General features: G+C 66.6%; 23 protein-coding genes. 9 read left to right on the forward strand and 14 right to left on the reverse strand.

The genetic code is table 11. The features are described 5' to 3' along the window. Positions 1-134 precede the first annotated feature (134 nt). Positions 135-704 carry a cupin domain-containing protein gene (locus tag C882_RS18720; protein ID WP_009542236.1) on the reverse strand — a complete coding sequence of 190 codons (570 nt, stop codon included), beginning with the start codon at positions 702-704 and terminating at the stop codon, positions 135-137. A gap of 254 nt (positions 705-958) precedes the next feature. On the opposite strand from C882_RS18720, the gene gabD reads away from it, so the two are divergent. The 4 genes from gabD (at position 959) to C882_RS18740 (ending at position 6626) form a co-directional block, all read left to right on the forward strand. Next, the gene (gene gabD / locus C882_RS18725; protein ID WP_009542238.1) at positions 959-2419 is read left to right on the forward strand and encodes an NADP-dependent succinate-semialdehyde dehydrogenase; all 1461 of its coding nucleotides are present in this window, start codon (positions 959-961) and stop codon (positions 2417-2419) included. 157 nt (positions 2420-2576) lie between these two features. Further along, positions 2577-3866, forward strand: a complete 1290-nt coding sequence (gene gabT, locus C882_RS18730; protein WP_009542239.1) for a 4-aminobutyrate--2-oxoglutarate transaminase — start codon at positions 2577-2579, stop codon at positions 3864-3866. 111 nt (positions 3867-3977) lie between these two features. Further along, entirely contained in the window at positions 3978-5345 is a 1368-nt protein-coding gene (locus tag C882_RS18735) for an aspartate aminotransferase family protein (protein WP_009542240.1), read from the forward strand. Positions 5346-5915: 570 nt separating this feature from the next. Then, entirely contained in the window at positions 5916-6626 is a 711-nt protein-coding gene (locus C882_RS18740; RefSeq protein WP_152415408.1) for a choice-of-anchor N protein, read from the forward strand. Between the two features lie 63 nt (positions 6627-6689). Here C882_RS18740 and C882_RS18745 read toward each other — a convergent pair whose 3' ends face one another. Continuing rightward, a complete protein-coding gene (locus C882_RS18745) occupies positions 6690-7613 on the reverse strand; it encodes a LysR family transcriptional regulator (RefSeq protein ID WP_009542243.1) in 924 nt (307 codons plus the stop codon). A gap of 153 nt (positions 7614-7766) precedes the next feature. Here C882_RS18745 and C882_RS18750 point away from each other — a divergent pair, with 153 nt between their 5' ends. From C882_RS18750 to C882_RS18765, 4 genes are all read left to right on the forward strand, one after another. Beyond that, a complete protein-coding gene (locus C882_RS18750) occupies positions 7767-8948 on the forward strand; it encodes an acyl-CoA dehydrogenase (protein ID WP_009542244.1) in 1182 nt (393 codons plus the stop codon). A 124-nt stretch (positions 8949-9072) separates the two neighbouring features. Beyond that, complete coding sequence (locus C882_RS18755; protein WP_009542246.1) at positions 9073-10293, forward strand: CaiB/BaiF CoA transferase family protein; 1221 nt, start codon at positions 9073-9075, stop codon at positions 10291-10293. 243 nt (positions 10294-10536) lie between these two features. Further along, on the forward strand, positions 10537-11307 hold the full coding sequence (locus tag C882_RS18760; protein WP_009542247.1) for a hypothetical protein: 771 nt from the start codon (positions 10537-10539) through the stop codon (positions 11305-11307). An 82-nt stretch (positions 11308-11389) separates the two neighbouring features. Beyond that, complete coding sequence (locus tag C882_RS18765) at positions 11390-11776, forward strand: group III truncated hemoglobin (RefSeq protein ID WP_009542248.1); 387 nt, start codon at positions 11390-11392, stop codon at positions 11774-11776. 6 nt (positions 11777-11782) lie between these two features. Here the strand turns inward: C882_RS18765 and C882_RS23535 are convergent, their stop codons facing one another. The 11 genes from C882_RS23535 to C882_RS18820 form a co-directional block, all read right to left on the reverse strand. Next, positions 11783-12220, reverse strand: coding sequence for a ribonuclease toxin HepT-like protein (locus C882_RS23535; protein ID WP_152415409.1), 438 nt, complete (start codon positions 12218-12220; stop codon positions 11783-11785). A gap of 19 nt (positions 12221-12239) precedes the next feature. After that, positions 12240-12593 (reverse strand): nucleotidyltransferase family protein, encoded by a 354-nt coding sequence (locus tag C882_RS18775; protein ID WP_009542250.1) that lies wholly within the window; start codon positions 12591-12593, stop codon positions 12240-12242. A 97-nt stretch (positions 12594-12690) separates the two neighbouring features. Beyond that, entirely contained in the window at positions 12691-14391 is a 1701-nt protein-coding gene (locus C882_RS18780; RefSeq protein WP_009542251.1) for an AMP-binding protein, read from the reverse strand. A gap of 295 nt (positions 14392-14686) precedes the next feature. Then, positions 14687-16420, reverse strand: coding sequence for an ABC transporter substrate-binding protein (locus C882_RS18785; RefSeq protein ID WP_009542253.1), 1734 nt, complete (start codon positions 16418-16420; stop codon positions 14687-14689). 104 nt (positions 16421-16524) lie between these two features. Continuing rightward, a complete protein-coding gene (locus C882_RS18790; protein WP_009542254.1) occupies positions 16525-16803 on the reverse strand; it encodes a DUF2160 domain-containing protein in 279 nt (92 codons plus the stop codon). 27 nt (positions 16804-16830) lie between these two features. After that, entirely contained in the window at positions 16831-17742 is a 912-nt protein-coding gene (locus C882_RS18795; RefSeq protein WP_009542255.1) for a carbohydrate ABC transporter permease, read from the reverse strand. Then, positions 17739-18611 carry a carbohydrate ABC transporter permease gene (locus C882_RS18800; protein ID WP_009542256.1) on the reverse strand — a complete coding sequence of 291 codons (873 nt, stop codon included), beginning with the start codon at positions 18609-18611 and terminating at the stop codon, positions 17739-17741. Before C882_RS18800 ends, C882_RS18795 begins: the two co-directional genes overlap by 4 nt. A gap of 15 nt (positions 18612-18626) precedes the next feature. Further along, complete coding sequence (locus tag C882_RS18805; protein WP_009542257.1) at positions 18627-19697, reverse strand: ABC transporter ATP-binding protein; 1071 nt, start codon at positions 19695-19697, stop codon at positions 18627-18629. A 43-nt stretch (positions 19698-19740) separates the two neighbouring features. After that, positions 19741-20838, reverse strand: a complete 1098-nt coding sequence (locus C882_RS18810; protein WP_009542258.1) for an ABC transporter ATP-binding protein — start codon at positions 20836-20838, stop codon at positions 19741-19743. Further along, a complete protein-coding gene (glpD, locus tag C882_RS18815; protein WP_009542259.1) occupies positions 20835-22382 on the reverse strand; it encodes a glycerol-3-phosphate dehydrogenase in 1548 nt (515 codons plus the stop codon). Before glpD ends, C882_RS18810 begins: the two co-directional genes overlap by 4 nt. A 164-nt stretch (positions 22383-22546) precedes the next feature. Beyond that, positions 22547-23314 (reverse strand): DeoR/GlpR family DNA-binding transcription regulator, encoded by a 768-nt coding sequence (locus C882_RS18820; RefSeq protein WP_009542260.1) that lies wholly within the window; start codon positions 23312-23314, stop codon positions 22547-22549. Positions 23315-23469: 155 nt separating this feature from the next. Between C882_RS18820 and C882_RS18825 the strand changes: the two genes are divergently transcribed. Beyond that, entirely contained in the window at positions 23470-23910 is a 441-nt protein-coding gene (locus C882_RS18825) for a GNAT family N-acetyltransferase (protein WP_009542261.1), read from the forward strand. A 19-nt stretch (positions 23911-23929) separates the two neighbouring features. Here C882_RS18825 and C882_RS18830 read toward each other — a convergent pair whose 3' ends face one another. After that, a complete protein-coding gene (locus C882_RS18830; RefSeq protein WP_043646558.1) occupies positions 23930-24814 on the reverse strand; it encodes a pirin family protein in 885 nt (294 codons plus the stop codon). Positions 24815-24956: the final 142 nt, after the last annotated feature.

Below are 24956 nucleotides of genomic sequence, written 5' to 3' on the forward strand. Positions count from 1 at the left end.
GACGGTGAGGTTTCTGACAACGGGAGGCGGATGAGGCTTTGCGGCGGAGCCGCCCGTATTGAGGCAACGTTTTCGGCCACTGATCCGCGTTCACCCGATCTCTTGGTGTCTTGGTGCCTTGATGTTTCGAAGCCTCAAAGGTAAGGCGGCGTGCAGGCGGAAACCATGATGCACGGCTCGGAGAACGGGTTGCGGAAGCGGTGCGGCTGGCGGCTGTCGAACAGGTAGGTGTCGCCCTCGCCCAGCACTTCAATCTGGTCGCCCACCGTCAGTTCGATGCGGCCCTCGATGACCAGGCCGCCCTCCTCGCTGGCGTGCTGGAGCATGGTGCGGCCGGTGTCGGCGCCGGGCTCGTAGGTCTCGTGCAGGATCTGGAGCGTGCGGTTGCGCAGGTCGCCGCCCACCTGGCGCAGGAAGATGCGCCCCTTGCTGCGCTTCTGGATCTCAGTTGTCAGCTCCACCAGCTCGTGCGGGCGGAAGACGATTTTTTCCGTCTCCGGCATTTCGCTGGCGAAGAACTCGGCCAGCGACATGGGAATGCCCTGCAGCACCTTGCGCAGGCTTGCGACGGACGGGCTGTTGCGATTCTGCTCGATCAGAGAGATCGTGCCGTTGGTGACCCCGGCCCGGATGGCGAGTTGCCGCTGCGACAGGCCCTTTTCCTCGCGGATCGCACGCAGGCGCGCCCCCACGTCGAAATCCATCACGCCCTGTCCTCCCGTTCTTATTGTGTCGTCTAATATTTTAAACTGTCCCCGCACCGCTTTCCAAGGCCGAAATGCCTAGTGGAGCCGCCGGTTTGTGGGTGAATGGACCGTGACCGGAGGCGCACGGATGGTTTGTCTAGTTTTTTAAACGTGGTACTTTTGGGGCCACGCCACGAAGCGCCCATGTGCCGCGTTGTTCCGGCACATCCAGAACCATGCAGAACAGACCGACCAGACGGAGGCAGACGACGATGGTGACGCTGAACGACCCGAAGCTCCTGTGCAAGAAGGCCTACATCGACGGTGCCTGGGTCGACGCCGACGGCGGCAAGACCTTCGAGGTCACCAACCCGGCGACCGGCGAGGTGCTGGCGACCGTGCCCGACATGGGCGCCGATGAAACCCGCCGCGCCATCGAGGCCGCCGAGCGGGCGATGCCGGCCTGGGCCGCCAAGACGGCCAAGGAGCGCGCCAACATCCTGCGCAAGTGGTTCAACCTGATGATGGAGAACCAGGACGACCTGGGCCTCCTGATGACCGCCGAGCAGGGCAAGCCGCTGGCCGAGGCCAAGGGCGAGGTGGCCTACGGTGCGTCGTTCATCGAGTGGTTCGCCGAGGAAGGCAAGCGCATCTACGGCGACGTCATTCCCAGCCACGGCCCCGACAAGCGCATCGTCACGCTGAAGCAGCCCATCGGCGTGGTGGCGGCGATCACGCCGTGGAACTTCCCCAACGCCATGATCACGCGCAAGTGCGGCCCCGCCATGGCCGCCGGCTGCCCCATCGTCATCAAGCCGGCCGCGGAAACGCCGCTGTCGGCGCTGGCGCTGGCCGAACTGGCCGAGCGCGCGGGCGTGCCGAAGGGCATCTTCAACATCGTCACCACCTCGCGCTCCAGCGATGTGGGCGGCGAGATGACCGCCAACCCCATCGTCCGCAAGCTGTCCTTCACGGGCTCCACCGCCATCGGCAAGCTCTTGATGAAGCAGTGCGCCGACACCGTGAAGAAGATGTCGCTGGAACTGGGCGGCAACGCGCCGTTCCTGGTGTTCGACGACGCCGACCTGGATGCCGCCGTGGCGGGTGCCATGGCGTCCAAGTACCGCAACGCCGGCCAGACCTGCGTCTGCGCCAACCGCATCATGGTGCAGGCGGGCGTCTACGACAAATTCGCCGAAAAGCTGGCCGAGGCCGTCAGGAACCTCAAGGTCGGCGACGGCACGCAGGAGGGCGTGACGCAAGGCCCGCTCATCAACGAGAAGGCCGCCGTGAAGGTGGAGGAACTGGTGGCCGACGCCGTCTCCAAGGGCGCGACGGTGGTCACGGGCGGCAAGCGCGCCGAGCTGGGCCGCACCTTCTATGAGCCGACCATCCTGACCAACGTCTCCCAGGAGATGAACCTGTTCGCCGAGGAAATCTTCGGTCCCGTCGCGCCGCTCTACAAGTTCGAGACGGAAGAAGAGGCCATCAAGCTGGCGAACGACACCCAGTACGGCCTGGCCGCCTACTTCTATGCCCGCGACCTGGGCCGCGTCTGGCGCGTGTCGGAGGGCCTGGAGTACGGCATCGTCGGCATCAACGAGGGCATCATCTCCACCGAGGTCGCGCCGTTCGGCGGCGTCAAGGAGTCCGGTGTCGGCCGCGAGGGATCGAAGTACGGCATCGAGGACTTCATCGAGATCAAATACCTCTGCATGGGCGGCATCAAGTAAGCCGGGCAGCCCGCAGACGCACACCGGCCGCCACCCGCGTTTGATCGTGCGGCGGAGCGGCGGAAGACCCCGGGGGACGGGGCTTCCGCTTCTCCGCGACGGCCGGCCTGTGCCTCATCACCACCGCAACCAACTCTTCGTGAGGGAGTTCCTGTTCATGTCCGCGAACACCGACCTGAATGCCCGGAAGGCCGCCGCCGTTCCGCGCGGCGTCGCCACCCTGCTGCCCGTCTTCACCGACCGCGCCGAGAATGCCGAGCTGTGGGACGTGGAAGGCAAGCGCTACATCGACTTCGCCGGCGGCATCGCCGTGCTGAACACCGGCCACCTGCACGCCAAGGTGAAGGCCGCCGTCGCCGCGCAGCTGGACAAGTTCAGCCACACCTGCTTCCAGGTGACGCCCTATGAAAGCTACGTCGCGCTGGCCGAAAAGCTGAACGCCCTCGTCCCCTGCCGGGGCGAGAAGAAGACCATGTTCCTGACCACCGGCGCCGAGGCGGTGGAGAACTCCATCAAGATCGCCCGCGCCCACACCGGCCGCTCGGGCGTCATCGCGTTCTCGGGCGCCTTCCACGGGCGGACCATGATGGGCATGGCGCTGACCGGCAAGGTGGTGCCCTACAAGGCCGGCTTCGGCCCCTTCCCGGCCGAGGTCTACCACGCGCCCTTCCCCAACGAGTACCACGGCGTGAGCGTCGAGGAGGCCCTGCGCTACCTGGACGGCCTGCTGAAGACCGAGATCGACCCCTCGCGCATCGCCGCCATGATCGTCGAGCCCGTCCAGGGCGAGGGCGGCTTCAACGTCGCGCCGGCGGAATGGCTGCAGGCCCTGCGCAAGATCTGTGACGACCACGGCATCCTGCTCATCGCCGACGAGATCCAGACCGGCTTCGCCCGCACCGGCAAGATGTTCGGCATCGAGCATTCCGGCATCCAGCCCGACATGATGACCATGGCGAAAAGCCTGGCCGGCGGCTTCCCGCTGTCTGCCGTCACCGGCACGGCCGAGGTTATGGAGAGCGCCGCGCCGGGCGGCCTGGGCGGCACCTACGCCGGCGGCCCCATGGCCTGCGCGGCCGGCCTTGCGGTGCTCGAGGCCATCGAGGAAGAGGGCCTGGTGGAGCGTTCCGCCAAGCTGGGCACGCTGCTGACCGAGCGCCTGGAAGCCATGGCCAAGAAGAACAGCCTGTCGTGCATCGGCGACGTGCGCGGCCAGGGTGCGATGGTGGCGATGGAGCTGGTGACCGACCGCGAGACCCGCGCGCCGGCGGCCGATCTGACGAAGGCGCTGGTGCAGGCGGTGGCCAAGAAGGGCCTGATCCTGCTGGCCTGCGGCACGCGCGGCAACGTCATCCGCATCCTGGTGCCGCTGACCGCCTCCGACGCGCTGGTCAACGAGGGCCTGGACATCATCGAGTCCACCCTGGAAGAGCTGTCGGCGGCTTAAGCACGGATGGCCGGGGGAAGTGCCGAGAATGGCACTTCCCCCCTTCGCCGAACGCTTGGCACAGTGGTGCCACACACGCTATCCCAATCAACGCCCATCAAGGTCCGAGCCATGACGTCCAACAGCCTTCGCGACGCCGACATCGCCTATACCCTGCACCCCTACACCAACGCGGTGGCGCACGAGCAGAGCGGCCCCATGGTCGCCATGCGCGGCAAGGGCGTGCGCGTCTACGACGACGCCGGCAAGGACTACATCGAGGGCATGGCGGGCCTGTGGTGCACGTCGCTCGGCTGGGGCGAGGACCGGCTGGTGGATGCCGCCACCAGGCAGATGAAGGAGCTGGCCTACTACCACAGCTTCAACCACAAGGCGACGGAGCCCGGCATCCGCCTGGCGGAGACGCTGGTGCAGATGGCGCCGGTGCCCATGTCCAAGGCCTTCTTCTGCAACAGCGGGTCAGAGGCCAACGACACCGCCATCAAGATGATCTGGTACTACCACAACGCCATCGGGAAACCGGAAAAGAAGAAGATCATCGCCCGCCTGCGCGGCTATCACGGCGTCACCGTCGCCGCCGCCAGCCTGACGGGGCTGCCGCTCAACCAGAAGGGCTTCGACCTGCCCATCGAGCGCATCCTTCACACCTCCTGCCCGCACCATTACCGCTACGGCGAGGCCGGCGAAACCGAGGAAGACTTCGCCTCGCGAATGGCCGCCGACCTGGAGGCGCTGATCGAGCGCGAGGGACCCGACACCATCGCCGCCTTCTTCGCCGAACCCGTCATGGGCGCCGGCGGCGTGATCGTGCCGCCCAAGACCTACTTCGAGAAAATCCAGCCGATCCTGAAAAAGCACGACATCCTGTTCGTCGCCGACGAAGTCATCTGCGGCTTCGGGCGCACCGGCAAGATGTTCGGCACCGAAACCTTCGGTCTTCAGCCGGACATCATGACCATGGCGAAGGCCCTCTCGTCGGCCTACCTGCCCATTTCGGCGGTGCTCATCAACGAGACGGTCTACCAGGGCATCCGCTCGGGCAGCGATGCGCTGGGCGCCTTCGGCCACGGATACACCTACAGCGCCCACCCCGTCGCCGCCGCCGTCGCCAACGAGACGCTGGCGATCTACGAGGAGCGCGACATGCTGGGCCACGTCAATTCCGTCAGCCCCCGGATGCAGGAGCGCCTGCGGGCCCTTGCCGACCACCCGCTGGTGGGAGAGGCGCGCGGCATCGGCCTGATCGGCGCGGTGGAACTGGTGGCCGACAAGGCGACGAAGGAGAACTTCGACCCCGCCCGCAAGGTGGGGCCGTCGGTCGCCGCCAAGGCGCAGAACAACGGCGTCATCCTGCGCGCCATGGCCGGCGACATCATCGCCTTCTCGCCGCCGCTGGTCATCTCGACGGCCGAGATCGACGAGATGTTCGACCGGTTCGGGGCCGCCCTCGACACGCAGGCGGAGGCCATGGGGCTTTAGGCCCCGCCACCGCGCCCCACAGCGCAGCCGCGACAGGCCGCCCGCTTTGCCGGGCGGCCTGTTTTTTATTGGCGGTTGCAGAATACCGCACCCCTTTGAGATATCCCGAAAGAGGTGACGCTCGATCTTACAAAAATCAAACTCCAGTTCAGGCCCACGGTTGTTTTTTGCGGTACTGCCGAAAACCCCGCGGACTCCCTCATTTCTCTGCCAGGAGTCCTAGGACACGACCTGGACCTTGGTCGCAGCACTGCGTACCGATGGTCTCGCCCCTGCGGTACTGAGGAACCTCAAGCACTTACGGCACGCCGTCCGGCGTTGTCGGCTGCCTTTACACCGCGCCGTTCCTTTCCAAGGGAAGCGGTTCCCCGACCCAAGCATTTCCAGGCGTGTCGATTGCCGGAAGCACTTGGCACGTTGCTTGCTGCTGTATTGGCGGAACAGTCGCAACGGCTATCCGAAAGCGGCGGAGGACACGTCCGCCGGGATTACGACCCGGCGCCGTCAAAACGGGACCTTGGAAGAAGGACAAGGGCGATGAACAGAATGCTCATGCTCGCGGGCACCTTGATGACCGCACTCCTTGTCGCGGCGGCGCCGGCCCGCGCTGAACCGGCACTGCAGCTTTACATCGAGGGCGCGACCTACGACACCGTGACGGAGACCTGGGTCTTCTCCGGCACCGACCCGTTCACGCTGTGGGCGATCGGCTACGTCGACCACACCGGCCCCATCAGCAACGTGCGGCTGTCGGCAGTCTACGAGAAGTCGGTCATCACCGGCCCCGTCTCCATCAGCCTGACGCCGGTCCTGACCGAGGGCTACGGCGGCTTCACCGACCCCTCGTATGCCGACAACCCCGACTATATCCAGACCGTCGGCGACGGCAGCACCCCGACCCTCGGCGACGGAAGCTCTCTGCCGAACCACGGGGAGTATGGCGCCGACAAGGAATGGCAGGAGTTCGGCCTGGGCGACTTCACGCTCACCGACAGCCCCATCGGGGACTTCATGACCGCCGTTCCCGACGGGACCGACCCGGCCAAGCAGAACAAGGCTCAGATCAACGCCTATCAGGTGGTCGTGAGCGGACTGGAGGCCGGCTCGTTCGTCCACTTCGACTTGTACGACACCATCATTTCCGGCAACAAGGCCCGGGCCATCTTCGCGCCGTTCTCGCACGACGCGGCAGGCGACCCGAACGGCATTCCGGCCCCGGGACCGCTGGCGCTCATGCTGGTCGGCCTCGGACTGATCGGCTTCGCCCGCCGCCGTGCCTGAGCCCGGCCCGAGACGATACCGTAAGGTCCGATGGCGGCATCGCCCCGTAAGGGAGCGGTGCCGTCATCGCCATCGCCCGTCCTTGGTCAATCCGCCGACGATTCCCGTCAGCATCCGCCGCACGGCCGCTGCCGCGATGGACAGCGGCCGGTCGCTGGGGTGGGCCAGGTGGATGGTGCGGGGGATCGTCGGCTCGGTGATTACCGCGCCCGTCAGCCGCCCCGCCTCCAGGCCCGGCGCCGCCACCCGGCGAGAGGCGATGGTGTAGCCCGCCCCGCCTTCCACCAGCGCCCGGATATGCTCCAGCGCGTCCATCTCCAGGATGATGTTGAGAGCCACGCCGCAGGCCGCCGCCGTGCGCTCCACCTCGCCGCGCAGGCCGTAAGGCGGGCCGGTCAGGATCAGCGGCAGCGCGGCCGCCTTGCGAAACGGCATCCCGCCCGCCTCGGCCGCTTGGCTGACGTGCGGATCGCCGGCGGGCCCGATCACCCACAGTTCCTCCTGCGCGATGGGCGTGACCGTCAGGCGCGGCACGGCCGCCACGTCGAACACGATCGCAAGGTCCAGGTCCCCCGCCTGAAGCCATTCCAGCGTATGCCCCGACAGGCCTTCCGCCACGCGCAGGTGGACGTCCGGCAGCTCGCGCCGCACCGCCAGCGCCAGCGGCACCGACAGCATCATGCCGAGCGTGGTGGGGATGCCGACCGCCACCGGCCCGCTGGGTGCGGCCTCCGCCCCCCGGATGTCGTCGCGCAGGGTCTCCACCTCCGCCAGGATGCGGCGGGCGTGGGCGGCCAGGCGCTCGCCGTGTTCAGTGGGGCGGACGCCGCGGGCGGTACGCAGCAGAAGCTCCACCCCCAGATCGTCCTCCAGCTTGCGCACGTGCGCCGACAGCGCCGGCTGGGCGACGTTCAGCCGGTCGGCCGCGCGGGTGAAGGCGCCTTCCTCGACAATGGCGAGAAAGTATCGGAGCTGTCTCAGGTCCATGCCGTCCAGGCTAAAGCCATTTCCTTGTGCCGGCAACCGCGCCATCACTTTGAGTTATGGGATGCATCGCGAGACAGTCTTTGATCCGCCCCGCGCCCCGCGCCATGCTCGGAACCACAGAGAGACACACAGCCGTTGCGGAGACACGCGAGCATGACGCCGTTCCAGTGGGAAGACCCGTTCCTTCTCGACCAGCAGCTCACCGACGAAGAGCGCATGGTGCGCGACAGCGCCTACGCCTACTGCCAGGAAAAGCTGCTGCCGCGCGTCACGTCGGCGTTCGAGGAAGAACGCTTCGACCGCGAGATCATGAACGAGATGGGCGAACTGGGCCTGCTCGGCCCGACCATCGAGGAAGAATACGGCTGCTCCGGCGTTTCTCACGTCGCCTACGGCCTGATCGCGCGAGAGGTGGAGCGCGTGGACAGCGGCTACCGCTCGGCCATGTCGGTGCAGTCCTCGCTGGTCATGCACCCCATCCACGCCTACGGCAGCGAGGAGCAGAAGAAGAAGTACCTGCCCAAGCTGGCGACCGGCGAGTGGGTGGGCTGCTTCGGCCTGACCGAGCCCGATGCGGGCTCCGACCCGGGCAGCATGAAGACCCGCGCCAAGAAGGTCGACGGCGGCTACCTGCTGTCGGGCTCCAAGATGTGGATCACCAACAGCCCCATCTCGGACATCGCCATCGTCTGGGCCAAGTCCGACGCCCATGACAACAAGATCAAGGGCTTCATCGTCGAGGCCAACAGCAAGGGCTTCAGCGCGCCGAAGATCGACCAGAAGGCGTCCCTGCGCGCCTCCATCACCGGCGAGATCGTGCTGGACGAGTGCTTCGTGCCGGAAGAGAACCTGCTGCCGAACGCCAGCGGCCTGGGCGGCCCCTTCGGCTGCCTCAACAAGGCCCGCTACGGCATCGCCTGGGGCACCATGGGCGCGGCCGAGGACTGCTGGCACCGCGCCCGCCAGTACACGCTGGACCGCAAGCAGTTCGGCCGCCCGCTGGCCCACACCCAGCTCGTGCAGCTCAAGCTCGCCAACATGCAGACCGAGATCACGCTGGGCCTTCAGGCCGCCCTGCGCGTCGGCCGCCTGATCGACGAAGGCAACTGGGCGCCTGAGATGATCTCGCTCATCAAGCGCAACAACTGCGGCAAGGCGCTGGACATCGCCCGCATCGCCCGCGACATGCACGGCGGCAACGGCATCAGCCTTGAGTTCCAGGTGATCCGCCACATGATCAACCTGGAAACCGTGAACACCTACGAGGGCACGCACGACGTCCACGCCCTCATCCTGGGCCGCGCCCAGACCGGACTGCAGGCCTTCACCGGCTGACGCCGCAAGGTCCTGCACAAGCGGCGGGGCGGTTGCCCCTGCCCGGCTTCCCATGCAAGCCGTCCCGCCGCTTATTCCCTTCCCGTATCCCGTCCCGCCCGAATCCGCCCGGAGGCACCGTCCCATGTCCGGCCCGCTGAGCCACGTCCGCGTCCTTGACCTGAGCCGCGTCCTCGCCGGTCCCTGGGCCGGGCAGATGCTCGCGGACATGGGCGCCGACGTCATCAAGGTGGAACGCCCGGGCAAGGGCGACGACACCCGCGGCTGGGGTCCGCCGTACCTCAAGGACGAAGCCGGCAACGATACGTCGGAGGCCGCCTATTACCTGTCGGCCAACCGCGGCAAGCGCTCGGTGACCATCGACTTCACCCAGCCCGAGGGCCAGGCCCTGGTGCGCGAAATGGCGGCCAAGGCCGACGTGGTGATCGAGAACTTCAAGGTCGGCGGGCTGAAGAAGTACGGCCTGGACTACGACAGCCTGAAGGCCGTCAACCCGGGCCTGGTGTACTGCTCCATCACCGGCTTCGGCCAGGACGGCCCCTATGCCCACCGCGCCGGCTACGACTTCATGATCCAGGGCATGGGCGGGCTGATGAGCCTGACCGGCGCCCCCGACGGCGCGCCGGGCGGCGAGCCCATGAAGGTCGGCGTCGCCATCACCGACATCTTCACCGGCATGTACGCCACCTCCGCCATTCAGGCCGCCCTGATCCACAAGGAGCGCACGGGCGAGGGCCAGCACATCGACATGGCGCTGCTGGATGTGCAGGTGGCGACGCTGGCCAACCAGGCGATGAACTACCTCGCCAGCGGAGTGGCTCCGAAGCGCCTGGGCAACAGCCATCCCAACATCGTGCCCTACCAGGCATTTCCGACCGCCGACGGCTACATCATCCTGGCGGTGGGCAACGACGCGCAGTTCGCCCGTTTCTGCAAGGTCGCGGGGCTTGACGCCATCGCTGCCGACGCGCGCTTCGCCACCAACGCCGGCCGCGTGCGCCACCGCGAGGACCTGGTGCCGCAGATCGCCGAGGTCATCCGCACCCGCACCAGCGGCGACTGGCTGAGCGCGCTGGAGGCCGAGGGCGTTCCCTGCGGCCCCATCAACACCCTGGACCAGGTCTTCGCCGACCCGCAGGTGGTCCATCGCGGCATGAAGGTCTCCGTCCCGCACCCGCTGGCGGGCCATGTGGACCTGGTGGCCAGCCCCATGCGGTTCTCGGGCACCCCCGTGGACTACGACCGCGCACCGCCGACGCTCGGCCAGGACACCGACGCGGTGCTGGATGCACTGGGCGTGGACGAGGCCCGCCGCGCCGGTCTTCGCGAGAAAGGCATCATCTGAGGTTTCCCCGGGCGGCGCCCCGTCTCCCGCTTCTGGCGCCGCCGCTTTAAGCGCACCCGCGCTTGTCCTCCCCGCGCGCATTCCGCGCACACCTTGCGCCGCCCCGGCCGACCGTCGGGTGCGGCGCTTTTTTCTTCTTGTCCCTGGGTCCGTTGCGGCATCTCCACCGGCGCGAGCAGGAACCCCGGGCCGTCGCAAATCGTCGTTAGCAAAAGACCGAACGCTTTCGAAACGGAGGCAATCATGGCCGACGACTCCAAAAACACCGACGACATCGAGGTCCTGGAGGAAGGCACCATCTATTTCGCCTTCCGCCCCAAGGTGGAAACGCACGATCCCTCGGGATTGAAGGACGTGGAGCGCTTTTCGATGATCCTCGTGCCCTCCGGCCGCAAGAGCGTACGCATGGCGATCATCGGCCGCAAACGCCTGCCCGAGATCGACAGCCACGAGCGCGAATGGGGCTTCATCGAGACCGTAGGCAAGGACCCCAAGAAGCTGGGCCAGGACCTGGCGGAACAGCACCAGGACACCAAGACCCGGGGCGAGCGCACCTATCCCGCCTATCGCCCCGCCGGCCAGGGCGTCTACGCCTTCGTCCAGAAAGGCCGCAACATGCACCTGACCTACGCCCTGTCGGACCCGGAGAAACCGGGCGAGGTACAGAAGGCCTTCAACATCGCGCCCGAGGGCAGCTTCGCCCTTTCGGTGAAGAACCCGGAAAAGGGCCAACCCCGCGCCGCCGGCCTGTCGGACGAGGACAAGGCCGATTACCCCAAGTCCAAGCAGGAGGAGTTCGAGGGACGCCGTTTCGCGCCCACCGACCCGTCGCTGCTGGACTACGAGGGGGCGGAGTTCGTCATGGTCGGTGCCCGCCGCGATCCCGAGGAGGACTACGACCTCGACATTGAAGAAAAAGCCGACAAGATGAGCGACGAGCGCATCTTCCGCCACCTGCACATGGCCAAGACACGCAACCCCGTCGAACCCCTGTTCGACGGCAAATGGGCCTGATGCAGCCCACCGGCCTTGCATCGTTCGCCGCCCCCGGCTAAGTAGCATCTGAGATGCATCTTTAGAGTCGGGAGCGGCGCCCATGCCCTGGGACAAGGTCAGCGAAGACGGAATCGTCGAACTTGTGGATACCTTCTACGGCAAGATCCGCCAGGACCCGGAGCTTGGCCCCATTTTCGAGCAGGCCATCGGCGACGACTGGCAGCCGCATCTGACCAAGATGTACGATTTTTGGTCGTCGATCATGCTGACAACGGGCCGCTACAAGGGCCGCCCCCTGCCCGCCCACGTCCGCCTGCCCATCGAGCCCCGCCACTTCGGACTGTGGCTGGAGCTGTTCACCGAGACGACGGAAGAGGTGTTCGACCCGGACACGGCCCACGCCTTCCAGGTCAAGGCCCACCAGATCGCCGGCAGCTTCATGAGCGCGCTGGAAACGGTGAAGCAGTTCCCCAGCATGGCGCGGTAAGTTGCGTCAGCCCTTGATGCCGACAGCCTCGCAAAAGGCTTCCACCTCCCGCGCCACGGCCGCCGTGCACCGCTCCGCCACTGCGACGTTGGGCTCGGCACGGCTGTAGTCGAAGTCGTCATAGACATGGCGGACGACGTGCCGGAAGGCACGGAGGTCCTGAAGGTCGCGCGCGGTTTCCCTCGTGATGATGGCGGGGCGAGAGCCATCTACCGCCGTGGCAGCCCGCCGGATGAGTTCGGCATGGTAGTCGCGGCCCGTGGGTCGGCTTTCGTCGATCTCGTGGATCAAGCGATCCAAGGCGGATTCAAGGGCGCAGTAAGTGTCGTGGATGAGCTTGGAGATGGCCAACTCGCGATCCAGCCGCGCATCCTCATCAAGTGCCGCGTCATCGTGAAGAGTGGAGGCGCGCCGAACCGCCCGCTCACAAGCCTTTTCCGCCAACGTCAAATCTCGCCGGACATCAGCCCAAAGCGCTGGGTTCCCGCCCATTGCGGTCGATCCTTTCCTTCAGGGACGGAGAGAGGAAGCGTTCGGCGATGACGTCGGCGGAAAAGCCCGCGCGACGGAGCGCGATATCCACGTCAAGCGCCACATCCGAATCCACACCCTCCGGCAAGCCGCAGACAGCGACGTCGATATCCGACCGTTCGTCGAAACGGCCCTCCACCAGCGACCCGAACACGATCAGCCGGCCGCCCGCCTCATGCACGCGCGCATCGGCGACCCGCAACGCTTCCAGCGCCGCCCGGCGGCGCTCCGCCAGGCGGCGGGCGCGGAGCTCGGTGTAGGACGGATAGGTGGTCATGCCGTTCATGCCGCTCCAGACAACTCCTGATGAAACATAGCACAAACCAAAAGGGCGCGCCCCACCGGACGCGCCCCTTCTCCATGACCAGCCGACGAACCCCGCCCTAGCCGTCCAGGCCCAGGTCCTCGGCGATGTGCTTGCGCATGACGTATTTCTGGACCTTGCCGGTCACCGTCATGGGGAATTCGTCGACGAAGCGGATGTAACGCGGGATCTTGTAGTGGGCGATCTGGCCCTTGCAGAACTCGCGGATTTCCTCCTCCGTCGCCTCGTGCCCCTCGCGCAGGCGGATGCAGGCGCACAGTTCCTCGCCGTACTTCTTGTCGGGCACGCCGATGACCTGCACGTCGTTGACGGCGGGATGGCGATACAGGAATTCCTCGATCTCGCGCGGATAGATGTTCTCGCCGCCGCGGATGACCATGTCCTTGATGCGGCCGACGATCTTGCAATAGCCGTGCTCGTCCAGCGTCGCCAGGTCGCCGGTGTGCATCCAGCCGGCGGAGTCGATGCTCTCGCGCGTCTTTTCCTCGTCGTTCCAGTAGCCGAGCATCACCGAATAGCCCCGCGTGCACAGCTCGCCCGCGGTGCCGCGCGGGACGATGCGGCCGTCCAGGTCGACGATCTTCACTTCAAGGTGCGGCTGGACGCGGCCAACGGTGGAGACGCGGGCCTCCAGTTCGTCGTCGGCGGCGGTCTGGAAGCTGACGGGGCTGGTTTCCGTCATGCCGTAGGCGATGGTGACCTCTTCCATGTTCATCTCGGCGATGACGCGCTTCATAACCTCGATGGGGCACGGGCTGCCGGCCATGATGCCGGTGCGCAGGCTGGAGAGGTTGAAGCTCTTGAACTCCGGGTGGTCGAGCTGCGCGATGAACATGGTCGGCACGCCGTAAAGACCGGTGCACTTCTCCCGCTCCACCGTCTCCAGCACCGCCAGCGGGTCGAAGGCCTCGCCGGGATAGACCATGGTGGCACCGTGGGTGACGCAGCCCAGGTTCCCCATGACCATGCCGAAGCAGTGGTACAGGGGCACCGGAATGCACAGGCGGTCGCCGTGGCCCAGGCGGATGGCCTCGGCCACGAAGAAGCCGTTGTTGAGGATGTTGTGGTGGGTCAGCGTCGCGCCCTTGGGGAAGCCCGTGGTGCCGCTGGTGAACTGGATGTTGATGGGATCGTCGAACTGGAGCTTTTCCGCCAGCTCCGCCACCCGCGCGCGATGGCTGTCCTCGGCCATCTCGTAGAGTTCCTTGAAGGCATACATGCCGTGGATGTGGTCGTTGCCGATGTGCACCACGGCCTTCAGATCCGGCAGGCGCTCGGCCTTCAGGGCGCCCGGCGGGCAGTGGTCCAGCTCGGGCGCCAGCTTGCGCACCATGTCGATATAGTTCGACGTCTTGAACTCATCGGCGAGCACCAGCGCCTTGCACTCCACCTTGGTCAGCGCGTACTCAAGTTCCGCCAGACGGTAGGACGGGTTGATGTTGACCAACACCAGCCCGGCCTTGGCGGTGGCGAACTGGGTCAGCGCCCACTCGGCATTGTTGGGCGACCAGATGCCGACGCGGTCCCCCGGTTCCAGCCCCAGCGCGAGGAAGCCGGCGGCGATCTCGTCCACCCGGCGCTTCATCTCGGCATAGGTCCAGCGCACACCCTGGTGACGGACGACCAGCGCCTCGGTCTCCGGCCAGCGGGCGGCGGCCTTGTCGAAGTGCACCCCGATGGTGTCGCCGATAAGGGTGGTCTCGCTGGCGCCGTGGACGTAGCTCGGCAAGGCGGCGGCGGAAGTCTGGGCCTCGGTCATGGTGTCGCGTTTCCTCCGTCTTCATGCGGATCGTTATCCCGCGCGGAGCGTAACGCGAAGTTGCCGTTTACGTAAACGTCAAAGGCGTGAAGATTCGGTGGTAGCGCATCAACGCGCCTGCAACAAAAAAAGGCCGGAACCGCCGTAACGGTTCCGGCCAGGCTCAAGGCTCCGGGAGGAGACCTTTGAGGCGCACGGACGCTGGCGCGTCCGTGCTGCGTTCAATCGCCACGCAGGCTCACGCGCCTGCCCGGCGCGGGGTCGCAGTCGCGACCCTATTCGCCCTTATCGGGCTCTAGTTCGTGGTGCCCTCGGCGTTGGCGTCCTGCCAGGACTTCACCAGTTCATCGTAGGACACGGTCTTGCCCTGGGGCTTCTCGTTGGCCAGCTTCGGCTTCGGAGCACCCTCCTGCTGCAGCCAGTATTCGGCCTCGCGCGGCTCGTTCAGCTGCGGGCCGCACTCGCCCTGGATGCCGGCCCGCTCCAGGCGCGCCATGACGTCATCCTGCTGCTGGGCCAGGTTGTCCATGGCCGTCTGCGGGGTGACCTCGCCGGTCACGGCCTGGGCGACGTTCTGCCACCACAGCTGAGCCAGCTTCGGATAGTCGGGCACGTTGGTTCCGGTCGGCGTCCACTGCACGCGGGCCGGGCTGCGGTAGAACTCCACCAGGCCGCCCAGCTGGGGCGCGCGCTCGGTGAAGGACTCATGCCGGATGTCGCTGTCGCGGATGGGCGTCAGGCCGACGTGGGTCTTCTTCAGCGACACGCTCTTGGAGGTCACGAACTGTGCATACAGCCACGCGGCCTTGCGGCGTTCCTCGGGCGTGGAGTTGAGCAGCGTCCAGGACCCGGCGTCCTGATAGCCCAGCTTCATGCCCTCTTCCCAGTACGGACCACGCGGGCTGGGGGCCATGCGCCACTTGGGGTTGCCCTCTTCGTCCACGACCGGCAGGCCTTCCTTGGCCATGTCGGCGGTGAAGGCCGTGTACCAGAAGATCTGCTGGGCGATGTTGCCCTGCGCCGGGACCGGCCCGGCCTCGGAGAAGGTCATGCCGGCGGCTTCCGGCGGCGCGTACTGCTTCAGCCAGTCGATGTACTTGGTCAACGCGAAGACCGACGCCGGCGCGTTGGTCGCACCGCCGCGGCTCATGGTCGAGCCCACGGGCTTGCAGCCGTCGACGCGGATGCCCCACTCGTCCACCGGCTTGCCGTTGGGCAGGCCCTTGTCGCCGGTGCCGGCCATGGACAGCCAGGCATCAGTGAAGCGCCAGCCCAGCGACGGGTCCTTCTTGCCGTAGTCCATGTGGCCGTAGATGCGCTCGCCGTCGATTTCCTTCACGTCGTTGGTGAAGAAGTTGGCGATGTCCTCATAGGCCGACCAGTTGACCGGCACGCCCAGGTCGTAGCCGTACTTTTCCTTGAACTGGGCCTGAAGCTCGGGGTCGTTGAACAGGTCGTAGCGGAACCAGTAGAGGTTCGCGAACTGCTGGTCGGGCAGCTGGTAGAGCTTGCCGTCGGGGCCGGTGGTGAACGAAATCCCCATGAAGTCGTCCAGGTCAAGCATGGGGTTGGTGACGTCCTTGCCGGCCCCCTCCATCCAGTCGGACAGGGGCACCACCGCGTCATAGCGGAAGTGCGTGCCGATCAGGTCGGAGTCGTTGACATAGGCGTCGTAGATGTTCTGGCCCGACTGCATCTGCGTCTGCAGCTTCTCGATCACGTCACCCTCGCCGATCAGGTCGTGGGTGAGGTTGATGCCCGTGATTTCCGAGAAGGCCTTGGCGAGCGTGTTGGCCTCGTACTCGTGCGTGGTGATGGTTTCCGACACCACGTTGATGTCCATGCCCTTGAAGGGTTCGGCGGCCTTGATGAACCACTCCATCTCCTTCATCTGCTCTTCCTTGGAGAGCGTGGAAGGCTGGAATTCGTTGTCCACCCAGCGCTGTGCCGCCTCCATGTCCGCCAGTGCGGCATTGGATGCCAGCGCGAGACCGATGGCGGTCGCGGCCGCCAACGTTCGACGCATCATTGTGTGTCCTCCCTTGTTGGTCCGTTGTCTTGTCCGGAACCTAAGCAGGTGCGGTCTTCAGTCGACGGCGCGGGGCCACACCACCCCCGGCCTGGCAGCCCCCATCAGACCCAGCGGAAGACGCAGAGCGCGAACACCACCGAGATGATCGAGGCGATCCACAGCTGCGGGCCAACGACCCCCAGCCAGATGAGGTGTATCCAGCCGCTGCCCAGCAGCGAGATGAACAGCCGGTCGCCGCGCGTGGTCAGGATGCCCAGCACCCCGGCGCGTTCCGTCTGGGGCACGGCGCGGTCCCAGACCGTCATGGCGACCAGCGCGGTGACGATGCAGATGAAGAAAATGCCGGTGGGCCACGTCCAGGCCATCCACGCGAGATCCATGGGTCGCTCCTCCCTTGCCCGAAGCCGTCACACGCGGCCCAGGGCGAAGCCCTTGGCGATGTAGTTGCGCACGAAGTAGATGACGATGGCGCCGGGGATCAGCGTCAGCATGCCCGCTGCCGCCAGCACGCCCCAGTCCATGCCCGACGCGGATACCGTGCGGGTCATGATGGCGGAAATGGGCTTGGCCTCCGTCGCCGTCAGGGTGCGCGCCAGCAGCAACTCCACCCAACTGAACATGAAGCAGAAGAAGGCTGCGACACCGATGCCGGATGCGATCTGCGGCATGAAGATCTTGGTGAAGAAACGGGGGAAGCTGTAGCCGTCGATGTACGCCGTCTCGTCGATCTCCTTCGGCACGCCCGACATGAAGCCTTCCAGAATCCAAACCGCCAGCGGCACGTTGAACAGGCAGTGCGCCAGCGCCACGGCCAGGTGCGTGTCGAACAGCCCGACGGAGCTGTAGAGCTGGAAGAACGGCAGGGCGAACACCGCCGGCGGCGCCATGCGGTTGGTCAGCAGCCAGAAGAACAGGTGCTTGTCGCCCAGGAAGGTGTAGCGCGAGAAGGCATAGGCCGCCGGCAGCGCCACGCCGACCGAGATGACGGTGTTCATCACCACGTAGATGGTGGAATTGATGTAGCCGCGATACCAGGACGGATCGGTAAAGATCACCATGTAGTTGTCGAAGGTGAACTGATCCGGCCACAGGTTGAAGGTCGACAGGATCTCCTGGTTGGTCTTCACGCTCATGGTGAACAGCCAGTAGATCGGCAGCAGCAGGAAAATGATATACAGTGTCGGCACGATCCAGCGCTTGGGAATGCGCTTGCGCACGGCGGCGCGGGTGGGCGCCTTCTCCACCACGCCGCCGCGGGCGCGGGTGGACTGCGTGTCGATCTTGGCGGCCGAACCGGCGGGGATGCGGGTGTCCTTCATCGGTCGGACTCCTTGGTCTTGCCGGTCATGACGGTATAGAAGGCCCACGACACCAGCAGGATGATCAGGAAGTAGATGATCGAGAACGCGGCGGCGCGGCCCAGGTCGAACTGTCCGATGGCCATCTTCACCAGGTCGATGGACAGGAAGGTGGTCGCGCTGCCCGGCCCGCCGCCGGTGACCACGAAGGGCTCGGTATAGATCATGAAGCTGTCCATGAAGCGCAGCAGCACGGCGATCAGCAGCACCCGGTGCAGTTTGGGCAGCTGGATGTAGCGGAAGATCGCCCACTTGGACGCGCCGTCAATGCGCGCGGCCTGATAGTACGCATCGGGGATGGACTGAAGGCCGGCGTAGCACAGCAGCACCACAAGGCTCGTCCAGTGCCAGACGTCCATGACCACCACCGTGATCCAGGCATCCAGCGGGTCCTGCGTGTAGTTGAAATCGATGCCCAGGTTCGCCAGCGTGTGGCCCAGCAGGCCGATGTCGACGCGGGCGAAGACCTGCCAGATGGTGCCGACCACGTTCCAGGGGATCAGCAGCGGCAGCGCCATCAGCACCAGGCACACCGGCACCCACAGGCCCCGGCGCGGCATGGCGAGCGCAATCGCGATGCCCAGCGGCACCTCGATGGCCAGGATGATCCCCGAGAACAGGAACTGGCGCCACAATGCGCTGTGGAAGCGCTCCGACCGCAGGATGTCGGTGAACCAGTCGGTGCCCGCCCAGAAGAAGGCGTTGTTGCCGAAGGTATCCTGGACGGAATAGTTCACCACCGTCATCAGCGGGATGAGGGCCGAGAACGCCACCAGCAGCACCACGGGCAGCACGAAGAACCATGCCTTCTGGTTGACCTTCTTTTCCATCGGTCAGGCCTCCTGTTACGGCCAGAGGTGATCGTCGACATACAGGTTCACGGCCGAGGCATCGAACCGCACCCGCGCGTCGTCGGCGGGAATCTCGGCGCCCTCGGGCATGAGCGCGCTGAACGGAATGCCGTCCAGCTTCGCCTTGACGATGCGATAGCGGCCGATGTCGTCGACCCGCTCCACCGAGACGGGGACACCGTCCTCGCGGCCCAGGCGCACGAACTCCGGCCGCACGCCCAGCTCGATCTTGGAGCCGGCCGGCGGCGGTTCGTAGCCGCCGCGCAGCGCGATTTCGTGCTCGCCGACGCGGGCGCTCGCACCGTTCACCGCGCAGGGCAGGACGTTCATGCCGGGGCTGCCGATGAAGTAGCCGACGAAGGTGTGGGCCGGGCGGTGGAACAGCTCGTCCGGCGTGCCCACCTGCACCACCTCGCCCTCGTACATCACCACCACCTTGTCGGCGAAGGTCAGGGCCTCCGTCTGGTCGTGGGTGACGTAGATCATGGTGTGGGCGAAGCGCTTGTGCAGGTGCTTGAGCTGGCTGCGCAACTGCCATTTCAGGTGCGGGTCGATGACCGTCAGCGGCTCGTCGAACAGGATGGCGTTGACGCTGTCGCGCACCAGCCCGCGCCCCAGGCTGATCTTCTGCTTGGCATCGGCGGTCAGCCCTTTGGCCTTTCGCTTCAGCTCCCGCGTCATCTCCAGCATCTCCGCCATTTCATGGACGCGGCGGTCGATCTCGGCGGCGGGAACCTTCCGGTTGCGCAAGGGAAAAGCAAGATTGTCGTAGACGGTCATGCTGTCGTAGATGACCGGAAACTGGAACACCTGGGCGATGTTGCGCGCCTCGGGCGGCAGGCCCGTGACCTCGTGGCCGTCGAACAGCACGCGGCCGTGGCTGGGCGCGAGAAGGCCGGAAATGATGTTCAGCAGCGTCGTCTTGCCGCAGCCCGAGGGGCCGAGCAGCGCGTAGGCGCCGCCGTCGTCCCACGTCAGGTCGAACTCCTTCAGCGCGAAGTCGGCCCGGCTCTGCGGGTTGGGCATGTAGGCGTGGGCGAGGCGGTTCAACTCGATGCGGGCCATGGGACCGTGTCTCCCTCAGTCCGGGCGTATCTGTGTGGCGGCGTCAGGCGGCCTTGGCCTTGGTCTCGGGCGCGGCGACGAGGCTGCCGTCGCGCTCGAAGACGAAGAAGCGGTCGGGGTCCAGGAACAGGCGCACGGGCGCGTCGATCTCGGGCTCGTGGATGCCGTGCGACAGCGCCACCCAGCGGCAATTGGCGTAGTCGGCGTGGACGAAGCTTTCCGAGCCGGTAATCTCGGTCACCGCCACGATGCCCTCCAGCTCGATGTGGCCCGGGCCGGCCTCCTCGGGCGTCAGGTAGAGGTGGTTGGGTCGGAAACCGATGGTGTAGCCGCCATCGCGCAGGCCCGAGAGCGAGCCGCGCGCGGGCGTCACCGACTCCCCGATCCAGACGCGGCCGCCCTTCACCTCCACGTCGATGAAGTTCATGGGCGGGTCGCTGAAGACGGCCGCCGTCAGCTTGTCGTGGGGCTTGCGGTAGACCTGAAGCGTCGGGCCGAACTGGGTCACAGCGCCCTCGTGCAGGGTGGCGGTGTTGCCGCCCAGCAGCAGGGCCTCGGCGGGCTCGGTCGTGGCGTAGACCATGATGGCGCCGGTCTCGGCGAACACGCGCGGCAGTTCCTCGCGCAGTTCCTCGCGCAGCTTGTAGTCCAGGTTCGCCAGCGGCTCGTCCAGCAGCACCAGGTCCGCGCCCTTGACCAGCGCGCGGGCGAGTGCGGTGCGCTGCTGCTGGCCGCCGGAAAGCTCCAGCGGCGTCCGGTCGAGCATCTTCTCGATGCGCAGGAGCTTCGCGGCGTGCCGGACCTTTTCCTCGATCTCGGCCTTCGGGCGCCTGGCGACCTTCAGCGGGCTTGCAATGTTTTCCCACACCGACAGCGTCGGGTAGTTGATGAACTGCTGATAGACCATGGCGACGGACCGCTTCTGCACCGGCAGCCCGGTGACGTCGGTCCCGTCCATGATGACCTGCCCCGACGTCGGCGCATCCAGCCCCGCCATCAGCCGCATGAGGCTGGTCTTGCCGGAAAGCGTGGGGCCAAGAAGGACATTCAGCGTGCCCCGCTCCAGGGTCATGGAGACGTCGCGGATATGGGTCTCGCGCCCCACCACCTTGGTCACGTTGCGCATTTCGAGCGTCGTCATGCCGCGCCTCCCCGGCGGAGTTCCGGCGTCTTTTGCGCGCCGGTGGTCTGCGCATTCATCCAGTCTTGCAGGCGCGCACGCTGGTCGGCATCAAGCCGCAAACCCAGCTTGGAGCGGCGCCACAGGACGTCGTCGGCGCCCTTCGCCCATTCGACGTCCATCAGATACGTCACCTCGCGCGCTGTCAGACCCGCGCCGAACGACTGGCCCATGTCCGCGGCCGCGCGAGCATCGTCAAGCATGGTCCAGGCGCGCGTGCCGTAGGCGCGAACGAGACGCCGCGCCGTGACGTTGTCAAGGAACGGGTAATCGCGCGCGAGAGTTGCGATCTTCCTCTCAACCTCGTCGACGCCGAAATCGCCCCCGGGCATGGTCGCGCCGTCGGTCCAGGGGGGTGCCATGTCGGGGAAGGTGGCGGACAGCTTCGCCATGACGGCCTCGGCCAGCTTGCGGAAGGTGGTGATCTTGCCACCGAAGACGCTGACCAGGGGCGCGCCGCCGCCCTCGCCGCCGTCCACCTCGATCACGTAGTCGCGGGTGGCGGCGCTGGCGTCGGAGGCATTGTCATCATAGAGCGGACGCACGCCCGAGAAGGTGTGGACGATGTCGTCCTTGCGGACGTCCTGCTTGAAATAGGCGCTGGCCGCGCGGCACAGATAGTCCACCTCGCTTTCGGCGATCCGAACGTCGGCGGGATCGCCCTGGAAGTCCTCGTCGGTGGTGCCGATCAGCGTGAAGTCGGTCTCGTAGGGGATCGCGAAAATGATCCGCTTGTCCGGGTTCTGGAAGATGTAGGCGCGATCGTGGTCGAACATGCGCGGCACAATGACGTGGCTGCCCTTGACCATGCGCACCCGCGCCGGCGAGTTGATGCGGAACCGGCCCGTCAGCACGTCGGCGACCCAGGGCCCGGCCGCGTTGACCACGGCGCGCGCCAGGATCTCGCGCGTCTCGCCGCTGTCGCGGTCTTCCACCGTCACCCGCCAGCGGTCGCCGTCGCGGGCGGCCGACGTCATGCGGGTGCGGGTGACGACCTCGGCGCCTTTCTCGCGCGCGTCGATGGCGTTGAGCACCACCAGACGGCTGTCCTCGACCCAGCAGTCGGAATACTCGAAGCCCTTGGTGAAATCGTCCTTGAGCGGCGCGCCGACGGCGTCGCTGGTCAGGTCGATGGAGCGGGTGCCGGGCAGCAGTTCGCGCCCGCCCAGGTGATCGTAGAGGAACAGGCCGAGGCGGATGAGCCATGCCGGGCGCAGGGCATCGTGGTGGGGCAGGACGAAGCGCAGCGGCCAGATGATGTGGGGCGCGGCGCGCAGCAGGCGCTCGCGCTCGATCAGGGCTTCGCGCACCAGCCGGAACTCGTAGTACTCCAGGTAGCGCAGGCCGCCGTGGATGAGTTTCGTGCTGGCCGAGGAGGTGGCGCCGGCCAGGTCGCCCTGTTCGCACAGGAAGACCGAGAGCCCGCGGCCCGCGGCGTCCCGGGCGACACCGCACCCGTTGACGCCGCCGCCGATGACGGCGAGGTCGTATTCGTGCGGCTTCATGTCCTCCCTGCTCCGTCCAGTTGTTGACCCGCAGGTTGACCCGCGTGGCTTGGGCTTGATGGGGCGCCTGCCGCCAGGACCACCACCATCACGGAACTTTCATAAGGGAGCGTACGCGAAATTTTGTGCGCGTCAAAGCGAAAATTACGAAAGAGAAATCGCAATCATTCCGGGGCGATTTCGATGTGTGTCCCGGCGTTGGCGCAGACCGCCGCCAGGCCTTCGGGCGGGGCGCTGTCGGTGATCAGCACGTCCACCTGCGAAACATGGCCGATGCGCACCGGCGCGCTTCGTTCGAACTTCATATGGTCGGCCACCAGCACCACCGTGCGCGCATTGGCGATGATCGCCTGCGACACGCGCACCTCGCGATAGTCGAAGTCCAGCAGAGCGCCGTCCTCCTCGATGGCCGAGGCGCCAATGATGGCGTAGTCCACCTTGAACTGGTTGATGAAGTCGGTGGCGCTTTCGCCGACGATCCCGCCGTCGGCATGGCGCAGCACGCCGCCGACCACGATGGTTTCGATATCCGGCATGGTGTGCAGGATGTTGGCGACATTGATGTTGTTGGTGATCGCCATCAACCCCCGGTGCCCGCCGAGGGCGCGCGCGACCTCTTCGGTGGTGGTGCCGATGTTGATGAACAGCGCGCAGTCGTTGGGGATGAGCCCGGCCGCGTGCCGCCCGATTCGCGCCTTCTCGCCGGCGGCCAGCATGCGGCGGGCGTCGTAGCGCAGGTTTTCCACTGTGGAGGCCACCACCGCGCCGCCGTGCACCCGCTTGAGCAGGCGGCGCTCGCACAGGTCGTTCAGGTCCTTCCGAATGGTTTGCGGCGTGACGGCGAACCGCATGGCCAGGTCGTCCACCCCCACCCTGCCCTGTTCCCGCGCAAGTCCCAGGATGTCTTGCAGGCGGGGCGACAGATCTTCCATCTCGGCTCTCCTTGCCTTTGCGGTTTCGTTTTCTTTCGCAAAGGCTCGCATGAAACGCCGCGAGCGCCTAGCCTGAAAGGACCCGGGGCAATGGCCCGCGCCGGACACCGCTCGCGCTGCTAAGCTTCCCGCCGCACCGCAGGAGAACCCGAACCATGATCGACGACGCCGACGACGCCCCCGTTTCGCTGGACATCACCGATACCCCGGCCAAGGACGACATCGCCGCCATCCACGAGGGCCTCGCCGCCTACAACAGCGCCACCGCCCTGCCCTTCGACCGCCGCGACCTCTGCGTTTTCCTGCGCGACGAGGCGGGCATCGTGACCGGCGGGCTGACCGGCTACACCCAGTGGCAGTGGCTGTACGTGGACTGCCTGTGGCTGGGTGACGCCCTGCGCGGCTCCGGCCTGGGCACGCGCCTTCTGGCCGCCGCCGAGGAGGAAGCCCGTGCCCGCGGCTGCCGGCATGTTCGTCTGTATACGTACAATTTCCAGGCGCCGGCCTTCTACGAAGGCCAGGGCTACGAACAGTGGGGCGTGCTGGAGGACTACCCGCCGGGCCACCGCCAGATCTGGTACCGCAAGGCGCTGTAGGCCGGGCCGCCGGCGCCGCCTATTCCGGCAGCGGCAGTGCGTCGGTCTCGCCGGGCACGGGGGCGAAGCGGCCGGCCTTCCATTCCGCCCTGGCCTGCTCGATCAACTGCCGCCGGCTGGCGACGAAGTTCCACCAGACATGGCGCGGCTCGCCCAGCGGCGCGCCTCCCAGCATCATGACACGCGCGTCCGTCTCCGCCGTCAGCACCGGGGGCGGCGCGCCGTCCGCCAGGGCCAGCGTCAGGGGTTCGATCGGGTGGCCGTCCAGGCGCACCCGCCCTTCCACCGCATAAACCGCCCGTTCGGCGTGTTCCACCGGCATGGTCAGCGAGGCGCCCGCCGGCAGCACGGCGTCGATGTAGAACAGCGGCGACAGCACCGGCGCCGGGGCCTCCCGCCCGTAGGCGCGTCCGGCGATGAGCGTCAGCCGCGCCCCGCCGGCCGACTGCACCACCGGCTGCGCCGCCGCCGGATGGTGCGAAAACGCCGGCGCGATCTGCTCGTGCTCCACCGGCAGCGCCACCCAGGCCTGCATTCCGTGCAGGTGCTGCCCTGTGCGCCGATCCTCTGGCAGGGTGCGCTCGGAATGGACGATGCCGCGCCCGGCGATCATCCAGTTGACCGCGCCGGGCTCGATGGCCTGGCGGAAGCCCAGGCTGTCGTGGTGAATAATGCGGCCCGAAAACAGGTAGGTGACCGTCGCCAGGCCGATGTGCGGATGCGGCCGCACATCGATACCTCCGCCGGGCGGGATGCCGGCCGGCCCCATGTGATCCAGAAACACGAAGGGGCCCACCAGCCGCCGCGTCCGATGCGGCAGAAGGCGGCGCACCGCCAATCCGCCGATGTCGCTCTCGCGCGGCAGGATGACGGCCGGAGCAGCGCCGGCGAACGATCGAGGCATGGCACAGCCTTCCACCATGATGATCCCACAATCGTCGGCACGTCTGCGCCGTCCGTCAACCGCGCAGGTTTTCCGGGCTTTCCGGCCGGGCCACAGCGTTGTCACACCCAACCCAAGCGCACCTAAACCAATTCTTCATAAA

Origin of the sequence: Caenispirillum salinarum AK4, assembly GCF_000315795.1 — a bacterium.
GTDB lineage: Bacteria > Pseudomonadota > Alphaproteobacteria > Rhodospirillales > Rhodospirillaceae > Caenispirillum > Caenispirillum salinarum.